The sequence below is a fragment of the Paenibacillus pasadenensis genome (assembly GCF_002864175.1).
Lineage (GTDB): Bacteria > Bacillota > Bacilli > Paenibacillales > Paenibacillaceae > Paenibacillus_O > Paenibacillus_O pasadenensis.
Genome location: NZ_NFEZ01000004.1, coordinates 2,486,266 through 2,508,719 on the forward strand (window position 1 = coordinate 2,486,266; position 22,454 = coordinate 2,508,719).

At 64.1% G+C, this 22,454-nt stretch carries 17 protein-coding genes; 8 read left to right on the forward strand and 9 right to left on the reverse strand.

Annotated elements, in window-relative coordinates; translation table 11 throughout:
- Positions 1-286 precede the first annotated feature (286 nt).
- The 7 genes from arfA (at position 287) to B8V81_RS20325 (ending at position 12,183) form a co-directional block, all read left to right on the forward strand.
- On the forward strand, positions 287-1,804 hold the full coding sequence (gene arfA, locus B8V81_RS20295; RefSeq protein ID WP_028599712.1) for an arabinosylfuranosidase ArfA: 1,518 nt from the start codon (positions 287-289) through the stop codon (positions 1,802-1,804).
- Positions 1,805-2,109: 305 nt separating this feature from the next.
- Entirely contained in the window at positions 2,110-3,072 is a 963-nt protein-coding gene (locus tag B8V81_RS20300) for an ABC transporter permease (protein WP_028599711.1), read from the forward strand.
- 21 nt (positions 3,073-3,093) lie between these two features.
- Positions 3,094-3,978: a carbohydrate ABC transporter permease gene (locus B8V81_RS20305; protein WP_028599710.1), complete on the forward strand. Its 885-nt coding sequence runs from the start codon at positions 3,094-3,096 to the stop codon at positions 3,976-3,978.
- A gap of 28 nt (positions 3,979-4,006) precedes the next feature.
- Positions 4,007-5,602 (forward strand): extracellular solute-binding protein, encoded by a 1,596-nt coding sequence (locus B8V81_RS20310; RefSeq protein WP_101809076.1) that lies wholly within the window; start codon positions 4,007-4,009, stop codon positions 5,600-5,602.
- A 167-nt stretch (positions 5,603-5,769) separates the two neighbouring features.
- Positions 5,770-8,091 carry an AraC family transcriptional regulator gene (locus tag B8V81_RS20315; protein WP_101809077.1) on the forward strand — a complete coding sequence of 774 codons (2,322 nt, stop codon included), beginning with the start codon at positions 5,770-5,772 and terminating at the stop codon, positions 8,089-8,091.
- A 178-nt stretch (positions 8,092-8,269) separates the two neighbouring features.
- On the forward strand, positions 8,270-10,912 hold the full coding sequence (locus B8V81_RS20320) for an exo-rhamnogalacturonan lyase family protein (protein WP_101809078.1): 2,643 nt from the start codon (positions 8,270-8,272) through the stop codon (positions 10,910-10,912).
- A complete protein-coding gene (locus B8V81_RS20325; protein WP_028599706.1) occupies positions 10,909-12,183 on the forward strand; it encodes a rhamnogalacturonan lyase family protein in 1,275 nt (424 codons plus the stop codon). Before B8V81_RS20320 ends, B8V81_RS20325 begins: the two co-directional genes overlap by 4 nt.
- 107 nt (positions 12,184-12,290) lie before the next feature.
- Here B8V81_RS20325 and mtnB read toward each other — a convergent pair whose 3' ends face one another.
- The 8 genes from mtnB to B8V81_RS20365 all read right to left on the reverse strand — a co-directional run bounded on the left by mtnB (position 12,291) and on the right by B8V81_RS20365 (position 20,568).
- Positions 12,291-12,953, reverse strand: coding sequence for a methylthioribulose 1-phosphate dehydratase (gene mtnB, locus B8V81_RS20330; protein ID WP_028599705.1), 663 nt, complete (start codon positions 12,951-12,953; stop codon positions 12,291-12,293).
- Entirely contained in the window at positions 12,950-13,648 is a 699-nt protein-coding gene (locus B8V81_RS20335) for a 2-hydroxy-3-keto-5-methylthiopentenyl-1-phosphate phosphatase (protein WP_101809079.1), read from the reverse strand. Before B8V81_RS20335 ends, mtnB begins: the two co-directional genes overlap by 4 nt.
- A 61-nt stretch (positions 13,649-13,709) precedes the next feature.
- Positions 13,710-14,930 carry a 2,3-diketo-5-methylthiopentyl-1-phosphate enolase gene (locus B8V81_RS20340; protein WP_101809466.1) on the reverse strand — a complete coding sequence of 407 codons (1,221 nt, stop codon included), beginning with the start codon at positions 14,928-14,930 and terminating at the stop codon, positions 13,710-13,712.
- A gap of 19 nt (positions 14,931-14,949) precedes the next feature.
- The gene (gene proC, locus B8V81_RS20345) at positions 14,950-15,849 is read right to left on the reverse strand and encodes a pyrroline-5-carboxylate reductase (RefSeq protein ID WP_028599702.1); all 900 of its coding nucleotides are present in this window, start codon (positions 15,847-15,849) and stop codon (positions 14,950-14,952) included.
- Positions 15,850-15,880: 31 nt separating this feature from the next.
- Positions 15,881-17,164: a glutamate-5-semialdehyde dehydrogenase gene (locus B8V81_RS20350; protein WP_101809080.1), complete on the reverse strand. Its 1,284-nt coding sequence runs from the start codon at positions 17,162-17,164 to the stop codon at positions 15,881-15,883.
- A gap of 62 nt (positions 17,165-17,226) precedes the next feature.
- The gene (gene proB / locus B8V81_RS20355; RefSeq protein ID WP_219623330.1) at positions 17,227-18,330 is read right to left on the reverse strand and encodes a glutamate 5-kinase; all 1,104 of its coding nucleotides are present in this window, start codon (positions 18,328-18,330) and stop codon (positions 17,227-17,229) included.
- A 447-nt stretch (positions 18,331-18,777) separates the two neighbouring features.
- Positions 18,778-19,980: a pyridoxal phosphate-dependent aminotransferase gene (locus B8V81_RS20360; RefSeq protein ID WP_101809082.1), complete on the reverse strand. Its 1,203-nt coding sequence runs from the start codon at positions 19,978-19,980 to the stop codon at positions 18,778-18,780.
- Between the two features lie 111 nt (positions 19,981-20,091).
- Positions 20,092-20,568: a hypothetical protein gene (locus tag B8V81_RS20365; RefSeq protein ID WP_028599698.1), complete on the reverse strand. Its 477-nt coding sequence runs from the start codon at positions 20,566-20,568 to the stop codon at positions 20,092-20,094.
- 145 nt (positions 20,569-20,713) lie between these two features.
- On the opposite strand from B8V81_RS20365, the gene B8V81_RS20370 reads away from it, so the two are divergent.
- Positions 20,714-21,523 carry a carbon-nitrogen family hydrolase gene (locus B8V81_RS20370; RefSeq protein ID WP_101809083.1) on the forward strand — a complete coding sequence of 270 codons (810 nt, stop codon included), beginning with the start codon at positions 20,714-20,716 and terminating at the stop codon, positions 21,521-21,523.
- 23 nt (positions 21,524-21,546) lie between these two features.
- On the opposite strand, the gene B8V81_RS20375 is transcribed toward B8V81_RS20370, so the two are convergent.
- Positions 21,547-22,452, reverse strand: a complete 906-nt coding sequence (locus B8V81_RS20375) for a LysR family transcriptional regulator (RefSeq protein WP_101809084.1) — start codon at positions 22,450-22,452, stop codon at positions 21,547-21,549.
- Positions 22,453-22,454: the final 2 nt, after the last annotated feature.

A 22,454-nucleotide genomic window follows, 5' to 3' on the forward strand; every position in this document is an offset into this window, starting at 1 on the left:
GCCCGCCACGAGGGGATGACCGGCATGTTCGGCGTCATGCGGCACGGAAAGCTGGGCTAGCCGGTCTCGCCGCCGCCATGCCCTCGAGCGAAACCGCTGGTTTCGGCCTTGGCCGATCGCAGCGGTTTTTTGGCATTCCCTCTCCTCCATAACGTTAATAAAAATATAAATTGTATTCGAGATATTGAACATTTTTAAAGAATAGGGTTAAATGAAAGGGTGACTCATTCATGAAGTTGTTAACTAATTAATAACGGTATTTATATGAAGACGAGGTGAAGCGGTTATGACGACAAAAAACAAAGCTTCGATGATCGTGGACAAGGATTTTCGAGTCGGCGAGGTGGACAAGCGCATTTACGGCTCCTTTATCGAGCATCTGGGACGGGCCGTATACGGCGGCATCTATGAGCCGGATCATCCGGGGGCGGATGAGCAGGGCTTCCGCAGCGACGTGCTGGAGCTGGTCAAAGGGCTGGACGTGCCGATCGTCCGTTATCCGGGCGGCAACTTCGTCTCCGGCTACAACTGGGAGGACGGAGTCGGGCCGAAGGAGCTGCGTCCGCGCAAGCTGGATCTCGCCTGGCGCACGGTCGAGCCGAACTGGGTCGGCTTGAACGAATTCATGGACTGGTGCAAAAAAGCCAACACCGAGGCAATGATGGCGGTGAACCTCGGCACTCGCGGTCCCGATGAGGCGCGGAACCTGCTCGAGTACGCCAACCATCCGGCCGGCTCCTATTGGAGCGACCTGCGCGCGAGCCACGGCTATGCTAAGCCGCATGCGATCAAGACCTGGTGCCTCGGCAACGAGATGGACGGCCCGTGGCAGATGGGCAGCAAGACGGCCTACGAATACGGCCGCATCGCCAATGAAGCGGCGAAGGTGATGCGCTGGACGGACCCGACGATCGAGCTCGTCGCCTGCGGCAGCTCGAGCATCCAGATGGCGACCTATCCGGAATGGGAAGCGACCGTGCTGGAGCAGGCCTACGAGAACGTCGACTATCTCTCGCTTCACCAATACTACGGCAACCGGGACGGCGACACCGCCAACTTCCTCGCCCAGTCGGTCGGCATGGACAGCTTCATCCATACGGTCATCTCGGTATGCGACTACATCCAGGCCAAAAAGCGCGGCAAGAAGAAGATCCACCTGTCGTTCGACGAATGGAACGTCTGGTTCCACTCCAACGAGCAGGACAGCAAGCTGGAGCCATGGACGATCGCGCCTCCGCAGCTGGAGGACATCTACAACCATGAAGACGCCCTGCTCGTCGGCTGCATGCTGATCAGCCTGCTGAAGCGCGCGGACCGGGTGAAGATGGCCTGCATGGCGCAGCTCGTCAACGTCATCGCGCCGATCATGACGGAGAATGGCGGCGCGGCGTGGAAGCAGACGATCTATTATCCGTACATGCATGCGAGCGTGTTCGGACGCGGCACCGTGCTCGTGCCGCTGGTGAAGTCGCCGAAGTACGACTCGAAGGACTTCACGGACGTCCCTTACCTCGAATCGGTCGCCGTCTACAACGAGCAGCTCGGCGAGGTGACGGTGTTTGCCGTCAACCGCCATCTGGACGAGGAGCTGCCGTTCGAGATCGACCTGCGCAGCTTCGAGCAGAGCCGGGTCATCGAGCATATCGTGCTGGAAAGCGACGATTTGAAAGCGGTGAATACGGCGAAGGAGCCGAACCGCGTCAAGCCGCATGTCGGCGGCAATGCCGCCCAGACGGACGCAGGCAAAATCGAAGCGACGCTGCCGAAGGCGTCCTGGAACGTCATCCGCGTCAAGATCGGATAAGCAAAAGAAAAGGCAAAGCCCGCCGAGCTGCATGCAGACCGGCGGGTTTTTTGTCTTTCATTCGTCCATCGTCTGCGCCGCCCGCTGCGGCTGGCGATGCGATTTTTTTGCAACTGCGCCGGAGCGGATGCCACTCTTTTGCCGGACTTGCACTTTTTGGGAAAGCTGGGCCGGCGTCGCGAGCTCCGCGCTTCATCCTTCTTCAAAAATGTCTCATTGCCGGAAAATCGAGGACCTCTGCATAATAGGGCCAGCGCTCTCGAGGCGAGCATGCGATCATAGCGAAGAAGGAGGTGGGAGAAACGATGAAGCAGGCCATAGAAAGAGGGAAGCCGCCTCAAGCGGCTGGAGAGGCGGCCTATCGGCCGTCCCTTGCCATCCGGCTGCGGCGGGACAAGTGGCTTTACTTGTTGCTGCTTCCAGGCTTGCTGTATTTTGCCCTCTTCAAATATGTGCCGATGTGGGGCATCCTGCTTGCTTTCAAGAACTACCAGCCGTTCACCGGCTTTTGGAAAAGCGAGTGGGTCGGACTGGAGCATTTCCGCCTGTTCTTCGCCAATCCGGAGTTTTTCCTGCTGTTGCAGAACACGCTCATCCTGTCCTTTCTGAATCTGGTCTTCTTTTTCCCCGCTCCGATCGTGCTGGCGCTGCTGCTGAACGAAGTCCGGCGGGCTCTGTTCAAAAGAGTCGTCCAGACGATGATCTACATCCCGCATTTCATCTCCATGGTCATCGTCGCGAGCCTGACCTACGTCTTCCTGACGACGGAAGGAGGGCCGGTCAATGAGCTGCTGCTCCAGCATACGGGCGAGAAGATCGCCTTTTTGTCCGATCCGGACTGGTTCCGGCCGATCATCCTGCTGCAGACGATATGGAAGGAATGCGGCTGGGGAACGATCATCTTTCTGGCAGCGCTTTCTGCTGTCGATGTCGAGCAGTACGAGGCGGCGACGATCGACGGAGCGAACCGCTGGAAGCAGATCTGGCACATCACGCTGCCTGCGATCCGCAGCACGATCGTCATCCTGCTCATCCTGCGAATGGGCAGCGTGCTCGACAACGGCTTCGAGCAGATCTATCTGATGCTGAATCCGCTCAACCGCTCGGCCGCGGAAGTGTTCGACACCTACGTCTATGCGATGGGCATCACGCAAGGCGCGTTCAGCTACAGCACGGCGGTCGGCCTGTTCAAGTCCGTCGTCGGCATCATCCTCGTGCTGGGGACGAACTGGCTGGCCAAAAAATTCGGCGAGTCCGGCCTTTATTGATTCGAAAGGAGATCGGAAGCCATGTCCAAACGCAACCGCAGCATCGCCGGGACGATCTTCGACGCGGCAAACATCATCTTCCTGACCGCATGCGCCTTGGCGGCCGTGCTGCCCTTCGTGTATGTCGTCGCCGGCTCGTTTGCCTCGGACGCGGAGCTGACGAGCCGAGCGGTCTTCTTCATTCCGGAATCGCTCACGCTCGATGCCTACAAGTTCATCTTCTCGACGGACACGATCATGCAGAGCATCGGCGTATCGGTCTACGTCACCGTCATCGGCACGGCAGTCAATCTGTTCTTCACCGTGACGATGGCCTACGCCCTCGCCCGCAGAGGGTTGTGGGGGAGGAATTTCGTGCTGAACCTCGTCATCTTTTCGATGCTGTTCGGCGGCGGCATGATTCCGACTTACCTCGTCGTTCGGGGGCTGCATCTGCTTGATTCCCTCTGGTCGCTCATGCTGCCTGGCGCGATCAGCGCGTTCAACCTGATCATCGTCAAAAATTTCTTCCAGGAAATCCCGAAAGAGATCGAGGATGCAGGCCGCATCGACGGCTGCACGGAGCTCGGCCTGCTCGGCCGCATCGTCTTGCCCTTGTCGATGCCGGTGCTCGCCACCTTCACGCTGTTTTATGCCGTCGGCCATTGGAACGACTTTTTCGGGGCGCTGCTCTACATCAACGATCCGCAAAAATGGCCGCTGCAGGTCATGCTGCGCCAGATCGTCCTCTTATCTCAGGCTGCTGCCGGAGACATGAACTCGATGGATCCGAGCTTCGTCGCTCCGCCGGACCAGTCGATCAAGATGGCCGTCATCGTCGTCGGTACGATTCCGATCCTATGCGTCTACCCGTTCCTGCAAAAGCACTTCGCCAAAGGCGTCCTGCTCGGTTCCGTCAAAGGCTGAGCCATTCCCGTTCCAGGAGGAGATCACAATGAAAAAATCGACGCTCGCCGGTTCCGCTTCCCGGCTTGTGCTGCTCAGTTCCGTCTTCGCCGCCGCTATGGCAGGCTGCGCGTCCGACAGCAGCGGCAACGAGCCTGCCGCTTCCGCTCCGCCTGCCGCCAGCGGCTCTCCGAACGCATCGCCGACCGCGGACAAGCCGCTGGCGCTGAGCATCATGCTGCCGATTTTCAAGACGAATTTTCCGAAGGACGATAGTCCGGTCGCGGCCGAGCTGGAGAAGCGGACGAACACCGACATCCACTTCCAATGGGTGCCGAACGCCTCGTACGGCGACAAGTTCAACATTACGCTCGCCTCGGGCAACTTGCCGAGCATCCTCTACGTGCCCGATGTGAAAGGCCCGAGCTTCGTCAACGCCGTCAAAGCGGGCGCGTTCTGGGACGTGACCGACAAGCTGAAAAAGTATCCGAATCTGAGCCAATCCGATCCGGTCATCCTCAAAAACGCCTCGATCGACGGCCGCAATTACGGCGTGTACCGAGGCCGCGAGATCGGCCGCAACGGCGTCTACTACCGCCAGGACTGGCTGGAAAGCGTCGGGCTGCAGCAGCCGACGACGATCGATGAGTTCTACGAAATGCTGAAAGCGTTTACTGAAAAAGATCCGGACGGCAACGGCAAGCACGATACGTACGGCCTCGTCATGGTGAAATGGGCGCCGGCGTGGGGGGCGGGCTTCGATCAGATCAAGCTCTGGTTCGGCGCGCCGAACAACTGGGGGACTAAGGACGGCCAGCTGACGCCGGACTTCATGTACGACGAATACTTCGAAGCGCTCAAATTCATGAAAAAGCTGTACGACGAGAAGCTCGTCAACCAGGACTTCGCCGTCATGGATTCCGCGAAGTGGACCGATCCGATCGTCAATGGCCAGGCTGGCGTGATCATCGACGTCGTGGACGGGGCTGCCCGCGCCGACCTGCGGATTCATGACGCGCTCGCCGCAGCTGGCAAGGAGGACAAACGAGAGCATTACATGGATGTGTTCGGCGCGGTCAAAAGCCCCGACGGCTCGATCCGCACGCTGCCGACGGCCGGGTTCTCAGGCTTGCTGGCGATACCGAAGTCGAGCGTAAAAACGGAGGAGCAGGTCGACAAGGTGCTGGCCTTCCTGGATGCGCTGAACGAGCCGGAAAACCTGACGCTCGTCGGATCCGGTCTCGAAGGCGTGCATTATACAAAATTGGAGGACAATACGATCCAGCCGTCCGACGACAGCGCGCTGCTGGAGTCCGAGGTCGAGGGACTCAACCAGATGGCGCCGTTCACGCCTGCGACCAACCTCGGACTGGACGTAAAGCAGACGCCGCTGCGCAAGAAACAGGCCGAGGTGATGGCGAAAAATCGGGAGACGATCGTAGCCGACCCGTCCGCTCCGTTCATCTCCGCCGTATACTCCCAGAAGGGCCAGCAGCTCGGCAACATCATCAATGACGCGCGCATCAAGTTCATCGTCGGCCAGATCGACGAGAAGGGCTGGAAAGAGGCCATCGAGCTGTGGAAAAAATCCGGCGGCGACGACTATGTAAAAGAGATCAACGATCTCTACGCTGCTGCAAATTAAAGCGAAAGCGACACCGGGCCGTCTGCATCGAGAACACGATGTAGACGGCTTTTTAACGGAAAAAGTCGGTTTTCAAACTGGTTCATCCAGGCCGTTCCGGTTATGCTGGATGCATCTTCTGGCCGGGCGTTTTTGAATCCGCTTACAAAAAAGTAGGGGGCGAAAGAGTGCAGGGGAGAACGATTGCCGCTCGTCTAACGCGAGGCGCAGGCAGCTATTATCGGAAAAGCCTGATTCTGCTTCTCGTCGTCGCAAGCATACCCGGCATCATCACGAGCGTATTGGTGTATGCGATGGCGGGAGGGAATCTCGAGAAGGAGCTGCTCCAGCAGCATGTCGGCCAGATCGAGCAGCGGGCGCGCACGATGGACGCGCAGCTTGCGAATCTGGAAATGATGCTGTCGCACTGGGCATTCGACACCCGATTCGACTATTCGCTGCAGGATCATGACTTCGTCCGCGACTTCATCCGGACCCGCGACTTGACGAGCACGCTGCTCGTCATGCAAGGCTCGAACGCCATGATCGGCAGCGTCAGCCTCTACTTGCAGGGCGAGCAGCCGATCTTGTTCGATCCGGAGTATTCCTCGCTGCAGGATGAACGTGTGATCGGCCTTTACGACAGCTTGCTGGCAAACGGGAACAAGACGACGTACTGGACGCAGCTCGCCTTTGATCCGGCCAAGCCTCAGCAGCGGGAGCTGGCCTTCGTCCATCCAATTCCCGGAAGCAGCCTGAAGCCGTTCGGCGCGCTCGTCGCCCGGCTGGACCGCGAGCAGGTGGCGGAAGCGCTGCTGGCGCTCGCTCCCTATGATGACGGCGACAACTTCCTGGTCGGCGCGGACGGCGGCCTGTTCGTCTCCGCTCACGGCCATGCCGCGGACTCGCCGTTCATTGCGGCGCTGAGGGCTCGGATCTCGACGGATGACGGAGGGACAGGCTCTTTTCTTTTGGATTGGGACGGCAGGACGTACGCGGTTACATCCGGACAGTTTGGACGCATCATGGACCCGTGGATGTATGTATCCGCCTCGCCGATCACGACGATCACCGCTCCGGTCGTATTCGTCTCCAGAATCATCCTCGGCGTCAGCGTCAGCGCGCTGCTGCTCGGACTGCTGCTCGCCTGGCTCGCTTCCGGCCGGATCTATTCGCCGATCAAGCGGCTGATGGGCAGCCTCATTCCGCATGGCGGACAAGGAGAGGCGAGGGAGGACGAGTTCACGCTGATCGAAAGGCATTGGCGCGACCTGAGCCGCGAAAGCCGCGAGCTGAACGCCAGGCTGACCGAGCAATTGCCCTACGTCAAGGAGAGCTTCCTGCATCAGCTGCTGCAAGGCTATCTTTACGCCTACTCGGAAGAGGATCTGCTCTCGCGCCTGGAACGGTACAAATGGGACGTCCGCAACAGGCAGTTCATCGTGCTGTACGTGCAGCTGAGCGGCATCGCCAGCTTGGAGGGCAAGTTCAAGCAAGGGGACGAAGGGCTGGTGACATTCGCCTCGGTCAACATCATCGACGAGACGGCCGCGCGGTACTTCGAGCAGTACAACGCGATCAACTTCCATGATCTCGGCTCGGGGCTGCTGCTGATCCTGCCCGAGGGGGGATCGTTCGCAGCGAAGATCCGATCGTTCTGCGAAGAATTGATGCAGTCCGTCAACCGCCTGCTCCATCTGAACGTGACGGTCGCGATCAGCCGCTCCATGATGCGGGCGAGCGACGTTCCGCGCGCCTTCGAAGCGGTGAAGCAAGCGGCCAGCTTCCGCAACTTCGACGATGCGAACCAGGTCATCGACATGGAGCAGTCGGACTGGGAGGGCTCGCCGGCGCCGACCTATCCGTTCGCGCTGGAGCGCGAGCTGCTGCAGGCGCTGCGCGCCGGGCAGGCGGCGGACGCCAAGACGCTGCTGGGCGAGTTCCAGCAATCGCTTTCGGTGGCGGGAGCGAAGGCGATCGACGTCCACCAAGGCATGCTGCAGCTGCTCGGCTCGGTCCAGCACGCGATTCTCGCTTCCGGCATCCAGCCGAGTCGGTTGTACAAGGGAGCCAATCTGTACGAGCAGCTGTCGCAGATCAAGGAGCCCGAGCATGCCTGCGAATGGTTTTCGGCCAAAGTGTTCGAGCCGTACCTCCGAGAGATGGAAACCCGATCGAATGGCCAGACGAGACGCCTGATCGAGCAAGCGGTGCTTTTCCTGCAGCGGAATTACATGCGCGACATTTCGCTCGATCATTGCGCCGACCATATCGGCACCAATCCATTTTTCCTCAGCAAATCGTTCAAGCAGGTGACCGGCGTGAATTTCATCGATTACTTGACCGGGCTGCGGGTCGACAAGGCGAAGGAGCTGCTGCGCGAGTCCGAGCTGAAAATCCAGGACATCGCCGAGCAGGTCGGCTATCAGCACAGCTATTTCAACCGCATCTTCAAAAAGCTGGAGGGCATGACGCCAACGCGCTACCGCATGTTGAGCCGGCCGGAGTGACGCGTCACCTGGCAGGCAAGGCGAAGCCGATCGGCGAGGCCGGCCGGCAAAAAAGTGCTAGCCCGGGCTGGACGGTGCAAGGAGCCTGCGCGCCTCCTGCAAGATTGTCCGATTGCCGGGAAAACAGGCGCCGATATAATGAAACCGTCTGCAAACTATCTCGGCAGGAGATGAGGCTATGAGCGGTACGACGAAGGCATGTTTACGCTGGCTGAAGGAAGCGCCTGTTTTGCCCGCAGGAGTCGCATGGGGAATGCCGTGGAAGGAAGGGGAGCTGAGGCGCGGCGAGGAGCTGGCGCTGGAGTCGGGGGACGGCAGCGCTCCGCCAGCGCTGCAAAGCTGGCCGGCCGCCTACTGGCCGGACGGCAGCGTCAAATGGACGGCGCATGCGGCGGCCTTTCCCGCCGATGCGGCGGCCGAATATTCCGTTCGGCGCGGATCGGCGCGAACGATGGCCGCTGCTCCGGCGCTGAGCGTGACGGAGACGGAGGAGCATGTCGATGTCGATACGGGCGTCATTTCGTTCCGGGTTCCGAAGACAGGAAGCGCAATCATCGACGGCATCTTCCGGAATGGCGTGCCGATCGGCGGGAGGGCTGAGCTGATCGCCATGCGGGAAACGAGGAGCGAGCTGTCCGGAAGCAGGACGTATCGGCAAGAACGCTTTCGGTCGCGGATCGCCAGGGTGGAGCTGGAGCAGCAAGGGCCGGCGCGGGCCGTCCTGAAGCTGTCCGGTCGGCATCGGGCCGACGACGGGCCGGCCGGGCCGGCCAGCACGGGCGAGTGGCTGCCGTTCTCGCTGCGGCTGTACGCCTACGCGGGGCTCGAGACGATCCGGATCGTGCACACGTTCTTTTACGACGGCAATCCGAGCCAGGACTTCGTCAAAGGGCTCGGAATTCGCTTCTCCGTGCCGATGCGCGGGCCTCACTACAACCGCCATGTCCGCTTCGCCGGAGACAGCGGATTCTGGAGCGAAGCCGCCAAGACGCTGCATACGCGCCGTACGAAAGGCCCTTATTTGGAGCTGTTCGAGCGGCAGCTGAGAGGGGAATGGCTGCTCGAGGAGCAAGTGAACGACGGTTATTTTCTCGGGCTGCTCGAGGAATCCGCCTCCTGGGACAGCTTCAAGCTGACGCAGCACTCGGCCGACAGCTATCGGATGCTCAAGCGCACCAAGCCGGGCTGCAGCTGGATCAAGGCGGCGGAAGGACGCCGCGCTCGCGGCGTCGTCTACGCAGGCAGCCGAGGCGGCGGCCTCGCGGCAACGATGCGCGACTTCTGGCGCAAGCATCCTTCCGCCCTCGAAGTCGAGGGGATGCTCGGCGCGGAGGCGGCGCTGACCGCCTGGTTCTGGTCACCGGACGCCCCTGCCATGGACATGCGCCATTACGACACTGAGACGCATGTCGAGTCTTCCTACGAAGGCGCCGAGGAAATGCGGGCGACGCCGTACGGCGTCGCCAATACGAACGAGCTGACGCTGTGGGGCTGCGCGTCCACGCCGACGCCCGAGCGGCTCGAGCGGCTGGCGGAACACAACGAGTCGCCGCCGCAGCTGGCATGCGAGCCGGAGCATTTCCACCGTCAAGGCGCCTTCGGCATCTGGAGCCTGCCCGACCGCGGTACGGAGGCCAAAGCGCATCTGGAGCGGCAGCTGGACGGCATCATCGCGTTTTATCAGCGGGAAATCGAGCAGCGGCGCTGGTACGGCTTCTGGGACTACGGCGACTTCATGCACAGCTACGATCCCGCCCGCCATGTATGGAACTACGACCTCGGCGGCTGCGCCTGGCAGAATACGGAGCTCGTGCCGAACATGTGGCTATGGCTCATGTTCCTGCGTTCGGGCCGGGAGGACATCTTCCGCCTGGCGGAGGCGATGACGCGCCATACGAGCGAGGTGGACGTCTATCACTTCGGCGAATACGCCGGACTCGGATCGCGCCACAATGTCGTCCATTGGGGCTGCGGCTGCAAGGAGGCTCGCATCAGCATGGCCGGCCTGCATCGCTATTATTATTATCTGACCGCCGACGAGCGGATCGGCGACATGATGGAGGAAGTGAAGGATGCCGATTACACCACCGTCTCGCTCGACCCGATGAGAGCGTATTTTCCGAAAGACGAGCATCCGACGCATGCCCGCGTCGGGCCGGACTGGGCGGCGTTCAGCTCGAACTGGATGACCCGCTGGGAGCGCTTCGAGGACGCGGCTTATCGAGACAAGCTGCTGACGGGCATCGCATGCATCAAGCAGGCGAGCTTCGGCCTCATCTCCGGCCCGACGTACGGCTACGACCCGCAGACGGGCCGGCTGACGCCGCTGGGAGACGACAATTGGGGGCGCCATCTGGCGGTGTGCATGGGCGGACCGCAAGTGTGGATGGAGCTGGCCGGCATGCTGAAGGACCCGCAGTGGAACGAGATGATGGCCGACTTCGGCTTGTTCTATCATCTGCCGCAGGAGGAGAAGGATGACATCACCGGCGGGAAGATCAGCGCGAGCAGCTTCGGGCATCCCGTTCTGACGCTTGCCCTCGTCGCTTACGGAGCTTCGTACAGGCAAGAGGAGCGGACGGCCCGGCTGGCCTGGTCGTTCCTGATGGAGCATCCGTTTGCGACCGTCGATCTGGTCAACGACGCGCAGACTGTCTCTTATGTCGACGAGCTGCGAGAGATCGACTGGATGAATACGAACGAGGCTTCGCAGTGGTCGCTCAATGCGATCATTTGCCTGGAGCTGCTCGGCGATGCGCTGCCCGAGCGGCCGGCGATTCCGGGCAGCGGCGCGATTATGTTAAAGGAGAGTGGCCGATGAAACGCAGCAGACAGGAAGGAGCGGCGCGCTTGGCCGAGCTAGACATCAGCCCGGCAGGCCCGAGATGCAAGATGCTGCTCGGGGACCTGGACGCCGACGGCCGGATGGAGCTCGTGCTCGTGCAGCCCGACAACCGGCAGGATGTCCGTCATATTCCGCATCAAGTGCAATGCGTGACGGCCTTCGACCTGGACGGGAACCGGCTTTGGCAAGCCGGCAAACCGGATCCTCGAGCGGGAAGCCAGGGCTCCGACTATCCGGCCCAGGTGTACGATTGGGACGGCGACGGGCGGCTGGAGGTGCTCTGCGTCATGAACGATCGCATTGTCGTGCTGGACGGCGCGACGGGAGCGCAGAAAGCGTCTCATGAGCTGCCGTCTCCCCATGCGCATGACTGCCTGATCATCGCCAATCTGAGCGGAGGCCCGCGCGCTTCGGACCTCATCCTGAAAGACCGCTACCATAAGCTGTGGGCGATGGACAACCGATTCAACCTGCTTTGGACGTACGAGGGCAATCCGGGCCATTTTCCATGGGCTGGCGATCTGGATGGAGACGGCTTCGACGAAATCATGGCGGGATACGATCTGCTCGATCATACAGGCCGGAGGAGATGGAGCTGCAGCGGCCTCGAGGATCATGCCGACTGCATCTGGTTCGGCGATGTCGACGGAGACGGAATTCCGGAGGTTGTCGTCGGAGGCAGCGTGACGGTCATGTACAGCCGCGACGGACAGGAGCTGTGGCGGCATGCGGACTCGATCGAGTCCCAGCATATCGCGCTCGGCAAGTTCCGCCCGGAGCTTCCCGGGCTGCAGATCGCGGGACTGGACCGGCTCGTCCGGGAAGACGACGGCAAGGGGCTGAGAGGAAAGGATGCGCTGTTCCTGCTCGATTCGAGCGGCGCTCAGCTGTGGAAGGAGGACCGTCGGACCGACGGCTGGCTGACGATCGCGGAAACGCTGCAGCATTGGGAGCCGGATTCGCGGCAGGACTACATCCTCGCCTATCGGCGCGGTGGAGGCGTATGGCCGTCCCTCTACGACGGCCATATGAACGTAGTGGCGGAATTTCCGGCGGAAGGGTATGCCGTGCATGGCGATCTCGCCGGCACAGGTACGGAGCAGGTCATCGTTTACAACGATGAGAGAGCGGCGATCTTCGGCAGCGCCGCGATCGATCTGACGGCTAGGCGCCCGGGGCATGCGCTGCCCCAGCCCAAGCGCCTGTACCGCTCGACGCTTTATCCGGGCGGCGAGTGGCCAGGCTGAGCTTGGCATGCTTCAGCCGACTTGTCGAGGCCCGACAAAAACAACCAGGCACGGCTGCCGGAGCAGCCGTGCCTGGTTGCTTTTCGTTCGCGAGGGAATAGGGCCGCTTATCGACGGCTGCCCTGCAGCAGCTCCCAGCGATAGACGTATTCGAACAGGAATTCGAACGACTCGAGATGGCGCTTCGCCTCAAAGGCGTCCTTGCCCCAGGCGTAGATGCCGTGCTTGCGCAGCAGCACGCCCGGCAGGCGAGGCTGGAGCGCGTCGGTAATTTCCGGCACGATGCGCGGGATGTCGGCGTAGTTCGGTACGATCGGAATCTCGATCTGCGCTTCTTCCTCCCAAATGCCGAGCCCCTTGATGAGCTCGACGCCGGCGACCGGCACCGAGCGCCGCTCCCAGAACCACTCGGAGACGACGTTGCTGAAGACGGAATGGATATGGAAGATGGCGCCGGCTCCGGTTAGACGGTAGATCTCGCAGTGGATCAGCGTCTCGGCGGACGGCTTCAGCGCCGTCGGCTCGCTCGGCTTGCCGTTCTGGTCGACGAGCAGGAAGTCCTCCGCGGTGCGCTTCGACTTGTCCTTGCCGCTCGCCGTGACGGCGAACTGGAAGCTCCCCGGGTTGAAGTCTCCGACGCGCACCGACAGATTGCCGCTCGTGCCGGCGAACCAGCCGCGCGAGGCGAACAGCTCCTTGACCTCGGCCAGCTCGGCGTAGGCGCGCTGCTTGTCCTCCAGCTTCGCGAGATGCTCTTGAAAATCGCTCATGATTGACGCGTCCTTTCTTGATGGGCTGGCCGGCGCTCCTGCAGGTCGCGCACGACGTCATGGAACGTCGCGAACTCCTCATGCGGCAGGCCGAGCTCGCGGCACTTGGCCGTCAGCTGGGCGCGCGAGAAGACGTGATCGGCGAGCTTCGCGCCCTCGAAGTCGGTGACGCTGTCGCCGATCAGGATGCGCTCGTAGCGCTCCGCCGGAAACCGGCGCATGACCGCCGTCTTGCACATGCCGCAGCTGCCGTTCGGACAGCCGTCGTCGCATGGATGCGGCCAGACGATCTCGATGCGCTCGCCCGAGAAGTCGGCCCCGTTGCAATAGATATGGTCATGCGGGATGCCGAACGGCTCCAGCAGCGGGTAGACGAAGAAATCGATGCCGCCGCTCGTGACGTAGAAGTCGATGTCCTGCTCCCGGCAATAGGCGAGCAGCTCGCGGAAGCCGTCTCGGATGACGGCATTGGCGATCGAATAGCGGACGACCTCGTCCTTCAGCGAGGCCGGCAGGAGGCGGAACAGCGAGCCGACGCCCTCCTGGACGGAGATGCGCTGGTCGACCGTGTCCTGCACGAGCTGCCGCCAGCCGTCCGGATCGAACTGCTTGATGATCGCGACGATATTGTCGTTCTCGGTGATCGTGCCGTCGAAGTCGCAGAACAGCACTTGTTTTTTCGGTTCCATGCTCATCGCTCTAAGCCTTCTTTCTCGGTTGCGGTTGCGAAATTCGCGGGGCGGATGCCGCGAAGCCTCAGGCCTCGCGCACTCCCCAGGCGTCGACGGCGGCGCGCAGCGCCTCGCGTCCCGGCTCCTGCGCCGCCTGCTGCAGCGGAATGCCCGCCATCGCGGCGTCGATCGCCTGGCGGAACGCTTGTCCGCCGGCGGCGGCGCCGCCCGGATGGCCGTGCACGCCGCCGCCGGCATTGACGACCGACTCGATGCCGAAGTCGCGCAGCAGCAGCGGCACGAGGCCGGGGTGGATGCCGGCGGACGGCACGGGGAAGCTCGTCCGCATCGGACGGGACGGGTCGAGCAGCGCCGCGGTGATCGCGAGATTCTCTTCCTTCGGCATGACGACCGAGCCATACGGAGAAGGGAAGAGCACGAGATCGGCGCCGGCGAGCCGCATCAGCTTGCCGAGCAGCAGCGGGGCGGCGATGCCGTAATGCGGCGACGGATAAAACGCGCCGGCCATCGCCGGATGGGCGGCGATCGGCACGTTCACCGACGGATCGGCCGCGAGCTCATGCAGCGCGTCGTAGCCGTAGGCGAGCGCGTTGAACAGCAGCGCGTTGGCTCCCTCGGCGATCGCGCGGCGGGCCTGGTCATGCAGCCGCGACGTCGGGCCGGTCAGGTTGACGGCGTAGAGCAGCTTCTGGCCGGTCTGCTGCGACGCCCGCCGGGCAGCCTCCATGCAGACGGCGACGCGGCGGTCGATGCCGATCTCGTCGTTCTCGAACAGGATCTCGTCGTCCTTGATCAGATCGACGCCGCCGAGAGCCTGCTGGTAGAACTGCTCCTCGAGCCCGCGCAGATCGTGGCCGATGACGGACTTGAAGATGCTCATCAGCAGTGGGCGGCCGTGGACGCCGAGCTGCTCGCGCACGCCGGCGATGCCGAATTTTGGACCGGCGAAGGCGCTCTGGAAGCCGTCGGACACGTCGAGATCGAGCAGCTTGACCCGTCCGTCCATCGACAGCTTGCCGAAGACGGTGACGAGCAGGGCAGGGATGTCGCGGCTGAAGTTGAGGTCGGGATAGGCGATGCGGATGTCGGCATGCCGGCTGCCCGGCGTGCCGTCTCCCGCATGCTCCTCGACGGAGACGACGCGGCCGAGATGCTTTTCCATCTCGGCCTTGCGCAGCTCCGGCAGATCGGTCCAGCTGCCGACCGTCAGGCCGACGGCGATGGACTGGGCTTTCTTGGCGAAGTCGGCCTTGTCGTCATGGACGCGGTACGTCGCGACGCACATGCCGGCTCGGTTCGTCGATTCAGTCACCGAGTACGCTCCTTTCCAGATCGCGTCCGATTTCGGAGGCGCGCTGCGACGATTTTTTCATCCCTTGGCGGAAATGCAGGCCGACTCCGTGCTCCTCCATGAGCGCGATCGCCGCCTGGGTCGTGCCGCCCGGGCTCGTCACCTGGCGGCGCAGCTCGGCCGGCTGCTCGCCGGTGATCCGCATCATCTCGGCGGCGCCGAGCATCGTCTGCACGGTCAGCTCGCGCGCGAGGCCGCTGTCCAGCCCCAGCTCGACGCCGGCCTGGATCATCGACTCCATGATGTAGTACAGATACGCCGGGCCGCTGCCGGATACGCCGGTCACCGCTTCGAGCAGCGGCTCCTCGACCGTGACCGTCATGCCGACGGAGCGGAACAGCTGCTCGCCGATGCGGCGCTGCTCGTCGCTGACCTCGCCGGAGAAGCTGAGGCCGGTCGCGCCGAGGCCGATCGAGCTGGACGTATTGGGCATCGTGCGCACGACCGCGAGCGGCTGGCCGAGCAGAGCCTGGATCGTGCGGATCGACAGCCCGGCGATCATCGAGACGATCAGCTGCCCCGGCCGCAGCGTGGCGGCGACGGAGCGGAGCGCCTCCTCGGCGTCCTTCGGCTTCATGCTCAAAATCACGACATCGGCCTCGGCCAGCAGGCGGTCCTTGTCCTCCGGCGTCTCGGCGGTCGTCACGCCGTACAGGGCGCGCAGGTCGGCGAGCCGCTGGCCGCCGCTGCGGTTGAACATGCCGATCTGCTCGGGCGGGCACAGCTTGCGGCCGGTCATGCCGCGGGCGACGGCTTCGGCCATCGAGCCGGCGCCGTAGAAGCAGAAGCGCAGCTGCTGCAGCTGCGTATCGGGAGCGGCCGGCGAAGCGCCGGCCGCGGATTGCGTCGTCATATCGGTTCAGTTGCCTCCTTGAATGGGGGAATCAGCCTCGTACCTGGCCGGTTCCGCGGATGCGGTACTTGGTGGATGTCAGCGCCGGCAGCCCCATCGGACCGCGCACATGGAGCTTTTGCGTGCTGATGCCGATTTCTGCGCCATAGCCGAATTCGAACCCGTCCGTGAAGCGGGTCGAGGCGTTGTGGTAGACGGCCGCCGCATCGACGCGGTCGAGGAACTCGCCCGCGGCCGCGGCGCTCTCGGTTACGATGCACTCCGAGTGGCGCGTGCCGAAGCGCTCGATATGCTCCAGCGCCTCCTCGAGGCTGTCGACGATCCGGATGTTGAGCACGTAGTCGTTGTACTCCGTGGCGTAGTCCGCGTCCGTTGCCGGACGCGCCGCGCCGCTGCCGAGCAGGGCAAGCGCGTCCGGCGAGCCCTTCAGCTCGACGCCGGCTTCCTTCATCGCCTCGGCGATGCGGGCGAGCCCGCGCTCGGCGAAGCGGCGATGCAGCAGCAGCGTCTCCATCGAATTGCATACCGACGGCCGCTGGGCTTTGGCGTTGACCGCGATGGACACCGCCATGTCCGCGTTCGCATCCTCATGCACATAAGTATGGCAGATTCCGGCGCCGGTCTCAATGACGGGCACGGTCGCGTTTTCGACGACATTGCGGATGAGCGCCGCTCCGCCGCGCGGGATGATGACGTCGAGCAGCCCGCTCAGCTTGAGCATCGCGTCGGCGGAGGCGCGGCTCGGATCCTCGATCAGCTGCAGCGCTTCGGGCGGGATGGCCGAGCCGGCGAGCGCGGAGCGCAGAATCTCCGCCGTCTTGAGGTTCGTCTGCAGCGCGGCGCTGCCGCCGCGCAGGACGACGGCGTTGCCGGTCTTGAGCGAGAGCGCCGCCGCGTCGACGGTCACGTTCGGGCGCGCCTCGTAGATCATGCCGATGACGCCGAGCGGCACCGTCACCTGCTCGATCGAAAGGCCGTTCGGCCGCTCGATCGCCTGCACGGTCCGTCCGACCGGGTCGGGCAGGCCGATCACCTGGCGCACGCCCTCGGCGATCGCCTCGATCCGCTCCGGCGTCAGCTTCAGCCGGTCAAGCAGGGAGGGGGCGGTGCCGTTCTCCTCGCCTGTTTTCAGATCGATCGCATTGGCGGCGATCAGCTCGGCGGAGCGCTCCAGCAGCGCGTCCGCCATGCGCGCGAGCGCCTCGTCCTTCTGCGCCGTCGTCAGCACGGCGAGCCGCGATGCGGCCTTGCGCGCGGCGGCCGCCTTGCGGCGGGCTTCCTCCTGAGCGGCGGACAAGCTGGCTTGCATGCTCATGTCGTTTCCTCCTTGTCGGGCCGGAGCCCGTTTTGAATGTTTTTCGAATGTGGACGCTGCCGTCAGGCGAGCGTGATCCATTCGTCGCGGTGGATGACCTCGATGCGGGCGATGTCGATGCGCCGGCGCACCTCGTCCGAGCCGAGACCGGCCGCCGCCCGCAGCTGCCAGCAGTCGTAGTTGACGATGCCGCGGCCGATCAGGCGGCCTTCCGCATCCGTCACCTCGACGACGTCGCCGGGATGGAAGTCGCCGCTCATGGCAGTGACGCCTGCGGGCAGCAGGCTCTTGCCGCCGCTGACGAGGGCGCGCTCCGCGCCGGCGTCGACGGCGATGCGGCCGCTCGGCATCGAGTGGAAGCCGAGCCACTGCTTCTTGACCGGCAGATGATGCTCCCGCGATTCGAAATAGGTGCCTTTGCCGCTGCCGGATGCGGCGAGCAGCAGCTCGCCCGGCTCCAGCACGCGGCCGATGAACGCCGGCACGCCGCCGCGCATCGCGATGCGCGCGGCCTCGATCTTGGAGCGCATGCCGCCGGTGCCGACGCTTGAGCCGGCTCCGCCGGCAAGTCCCATCAGCTCGCCGGTGATCGTCTCGACGCGCTCGATCTTGCGCGCCGACGGATCGTGGCGGGGATCGGCCGTATAGAGGCCGTCCGTGTCGGTGACGATGATCAGCTGCCGCGCGCCGACCAGATTGGCGACGAGCGCGGACAGCATGTCGTTGTCGCCGAACTTCAGCTCGTCGGTGGACACCGTGTCGTTTTCGTTGATGATCGGAATGACGCCCTGCCGCAGCAGCTCGTCGATCGTCATCATCGCGTTGCGCCCTCGGCCGCGGGCCGTGAAGTCCGGCCGCGTCAGCAGCAGCTGCGCGCAGCGGACGCCCTCGGCCGCGAGCGCCTCCTGGTAGGCCTGCATGAGCAGCGCCTGGCCGACGGCGGCCGCGGCCTGCTTTTCATGCAGCAGCTTCGGCCGCGCGGCGTAGCCGATCGCCCGGAATCCTGCGGCGACGGCGCCGGAGGTGACGAGCAGCACCTCGCGGCCCTGCCGGTGGAGGGCGGCCAGCTCTCCGGCGTAAAAGGCCAGCTTTTCCTTGTTCAATCCGCCTTCGGGACTCGTCAGCGAGCTGCTCCCGATCTTGACGACGCGTCTGTCAGCGCTCATCGTGCTGCTCCTCTCTTGCTCGGCAAAAATGGCGTGGACGCGGCGGAAACAAAAAAAGCTTTCGTCCTCTAAAGGACGAAAGCTGCTGCTTCCGCGGTACCACCTTAAACTTGGACGGCAAAGCCGTCCCGCTCGGTGCCCTTGTAACAGAGGGCGCTGTCCGGCTCCTCGCCGGGCGCTCCGGGACGGGTGCAGAAGGCTGGCGCCGCAGTCTCTCCCAGCCGATGGAGACCGCTCTCTGAGGCGCAGCGGGATTCTGTCGTTTCCCTTCACAGCGTCTAACGTGTTGAATTGAACCCAGCATACCATGACGCCCGGGCACTGTAAAGCCGTAAAGGACCGCGAGCGGGGAGGCGGGGCTCCGCCTCCCCGGCACTCGGCCGCCCGCAGACGAACAGGCCGAGCCTGCCGATGCGGGCGGGACAGCCGGGCGGGCCGGAAGCGGCCTTAGCCGAACAGGCCGAGCCTGCCGATGCGGGCGGCCGCCTCGCGCAGCCGATCCTCGTCCGTCAGCAGGCCGAGCCGCACGTAGCCTTCGCCGTGCCGGCCGAAGCCGACGCCGGGCGCGACGACGACGTCGGCCTGCTCGAGCGCGATGTCGGCGAACTGCTCCGACGTCATGCCCTTCGGCACCGGCAGCCAGCAGAAGAACGAGCCGCCGGGCCGCTCCGCCTGCCAGCCGATGCGCTCCAGCTCGCCGAACAGCGCCTCGCGCCGCGACTCGTACTTGGCGCCGAGCTCGCGCACCGACTGCTGGGAGCCGGTCAGCGCCGCCGCCGCCGCTTCCTGGATGCCGCCGAACAGGCTGCAGTAATAGTGGTCCTGGATCAGGTTGATGAGCTCGACGGTGCGCGCGTTGCCGAGCGCGAAGCCGACGCGCCAGCCGGCCATGTTGTACGTCTTGGACAGCGTGTAGAACTCGACGCCGACCTCCTTGGCGCCGGGCGTCTCGAGGAAGCTGATCGGCCGCCGGCCGTCGAAGCCGAGCGCGCCGTAGGCAAAGTCGCTGGCGGCGACGATGCCGTTCGCCGCGGCGAACTCGACCGTCTCGCGGTAGAACTCCGGCGTCGCGACCGCTCCGGTCGGGTTGTTCGGATAGTTGAAGAACATCAGCTTGGCGTCCCGGCGGTCGTCCGCGCCGATGCGGCTGTAGTCCGGCAGGAAGCCGTTCTCCTCGCGCAGCGGCATGAACGACATGCGCGCGCCCGACAGCGCGACGCCGGACCAGTAGTCCGGGTAGCCCGGATCGGGCACGAGGCACAGGTCGCCGGGATCGAGCAGGCACTGGCTGATCTCGATCAGGCCCGTCTTGCCGCCGAACAGGATCGCGACCTCGGTCTCGGGATCGAGCTCGACGCCGTAATCCTCCTTGTACCGCAGCGCGACCGCTTCCTTCAGGAACGGAAAGCCGCGGAACGGCGGGTAGCGGTGGTAGCGCGGATCGGCGGACGCCTGCTGCATCTTCTCCACGATATGGGCGGGCGTCGGCGTATCCGGGTTGCCCTGGCCGAGATTGATTACATCCCGGCCGAGCGCGGCGCGGGCGTTCGCCTTGCCGACCAGCTTGGCGAAAAACTGCTCGGGCAGCCCTTGCAAGCGGCGGGCGGGCACGATGCCGGGCGCCGCCGCGCCGAAGCGGCTTTTGCTCATCTTGTCATCACTCCATCATCATCCTTGGCCGGACCGCTGCGGCTCGCGCGCTCGCTTCCGGCTTGCTGCACCCATGGTAGCAGAGGAGGGACGGACTGTCGAGCGGAGCGGTCAGGGCTCGAAGCCGATCCGCTCGAAGAACGGCCGCAGATCGGGGCGGGCGGTCAGCAGGTACGGCTTCTTGCGCTCGTCGAACACGAGCAGCTCCGGCTCGCGCTCGGGGCAATAGAACAGGAACACGTCCTCGGCGGTCAGGCGCAGGCTGCCGACCTTCACCGAGGCGGGCTTCCGCAGCGGGATGCGGAACACATAGCCGCAGTCATCGTCCGGGGACAGATTGGGCGACAGCCCTTCGGCCGCGTCCAGCCAGGCGCGGGCGATCTGCTGGTACGCGTCCTCATTCGGAAACGACTGCACGACCTTGCCGGCGCGGACGTCGAACACCTGGACGGGACGGTCGGGCTTGCTCGGCGCCGGAGCCGCAGCCGCGGCAGCCTGCGGCAGCAGGCTCGCGAGCAGCAGGAGGACAAGCGCAGCGGCGGCCAGCCGCATGCGCGCGGCGCGCGATCGAGAGGGAAGGAATCGCATGGGCAAAACATCTCCTTTCGTGCTGCCTCGGGCAGCCGGAACTTCGCTATTAAGCTGTCCATCTTGACAGCGCCCTATGAGGCGGCAAGAATAGTAGCATCTAGACAAGCATTCCAAGGCGGATGCGCGGAAAGGGGTTGGAGGCATGAGCGGAACCAGAGGCAAGCTGCGCGTGTCGGCGCTGCAGCTTCATATAGACGCAGGAGAGCCGGAGCTGAACTTCGGCCGGGTGCAGGCCAGGCTGCAGGAGGCGGCCGCGGCGGCGGACAAGCCCGACGTGATCGTGCTGCCGGAGATGTGGAATACCGGCTACGCGCTCGAACGCATCGGCGAGCTGGCCGACGAGGAAGGGGCGCGGACGCGCGGCATGCTCTCGGCGTTCAGCCGGGGGGCGGGCGTGCATGTCGTAGGCGGCTCGATCGCGGAAAAGAGGGCGCAGGAGGTGTACAACGCCGCCTACGCCTATAATCGGGAGGGAGAGCTGGCCGGACAGTACGAGAAGATCCATCTGTTCCGGCTGATGGACGAGGAGAAGCATCTGGCGGCCGGCTCGCGCCTCGGCCTGTTCCCGCTCGAAGGAGCGGACGCGGCGATGATGATCTGCTACGACATCCGCTTTCCGGAGCTCGCCCGCTCGCTCGCGCTGGCCGGGGCCAAGGCTCTGTTCGTGCCGGCGGAATGGCCGAAGCCGCGCCTGCATCACTGGCGCTCGCTGCTGATCGCGCGCGCGATCGAGAACCAGATGTACGTCATCGCCTGCAACCGCACGGGCATGAGCGGATCGACGGAATTTTTCGGCCACTCGATGATCATCGACCCGTGGGGCGAAGTGATCGCCGAGGCGGGCGAGGAGGAGACGATCCTCAGCGCCGACATCGATCTGTCGCTGGTCGACGAGGTGCGCTCGCGCATTCCCGTCTTCGAGGACCGCAGGCCGCAGCTGTACCGGCTGTAGGGCGCGGCCGCAGCGGCCGGGCTCTAGTCCTGCCCGCCGTAGTGGCGGCTTACGGAAGCCTTCATCGTCTCGATGAAGGCTTCCGCCGCTTTGGACAGGTAGCGGCCCTTGCGGCTGGCGATGACGAGCGTGCGCGACGGCTTGCCGGCGAGCGGAATGAACGACGGCGTGAACTCCGTATGGCGTCCCTGCGCGATCATCTGCGGGATGAAGGCGACGCCCATGCCGGCGGCGACGAGCGACTGCACCGTCTCGATGTTGCTGCTCTCGAACACGATGCGCGGCTGGAAGCCGGCGCCCGCGCACAGGTCGAGGGCGATCTTGCGGAAGCCCTGGCCTTTCTTGAGCACGATGAACGGCTCCTCGCGCAGCGTCTCCAGCTCGATCGGCTCGGTCCGGCCGGCGAGCGGATGGCTCGGCGGCACGGCGAGCGTGATCTCCTCGCGGATGAGCGGCTCGTAGACGAGCGTCGAGTCGATGAGCGGCAGCGTCAGCAGGCTGATGTCGGTCTGCCCGCTGGCGGCGAGCTGCTCGAGCTTGGCCGTCGTATCCTCGACGAGCACGAGCTCGATGTCGGGGAAGCGCTGGCCGAATTCCGGCAGCACGATCGGCAGGATGTGGGAGCCGGTGATCGGCAGGCTGCCGATGACGAGGCGGCCTCTTTTCATCTGGGCCATGTCCTCCATCTCGGTCTTGAGCTGCTCGATGCGGTCGAGGATGTCCTGGGCCTTGTCCACGAACACCTCCCCCGCATGGGTGAGCTCGACGGAGTTGGTCGTGCGGCGGACGAGCAGCACGCCGATCTCCTTCTCCAGCTTGGACAGCTGCTGGCTGAGCGACGGCTGGGCGATATGGAGCTTCTCGGCGGCGCGCGAGAAGTTCAGCTCCTTGGCGATCTGGATGACGTAATGCAGCTGGCGTAGTTCCATCG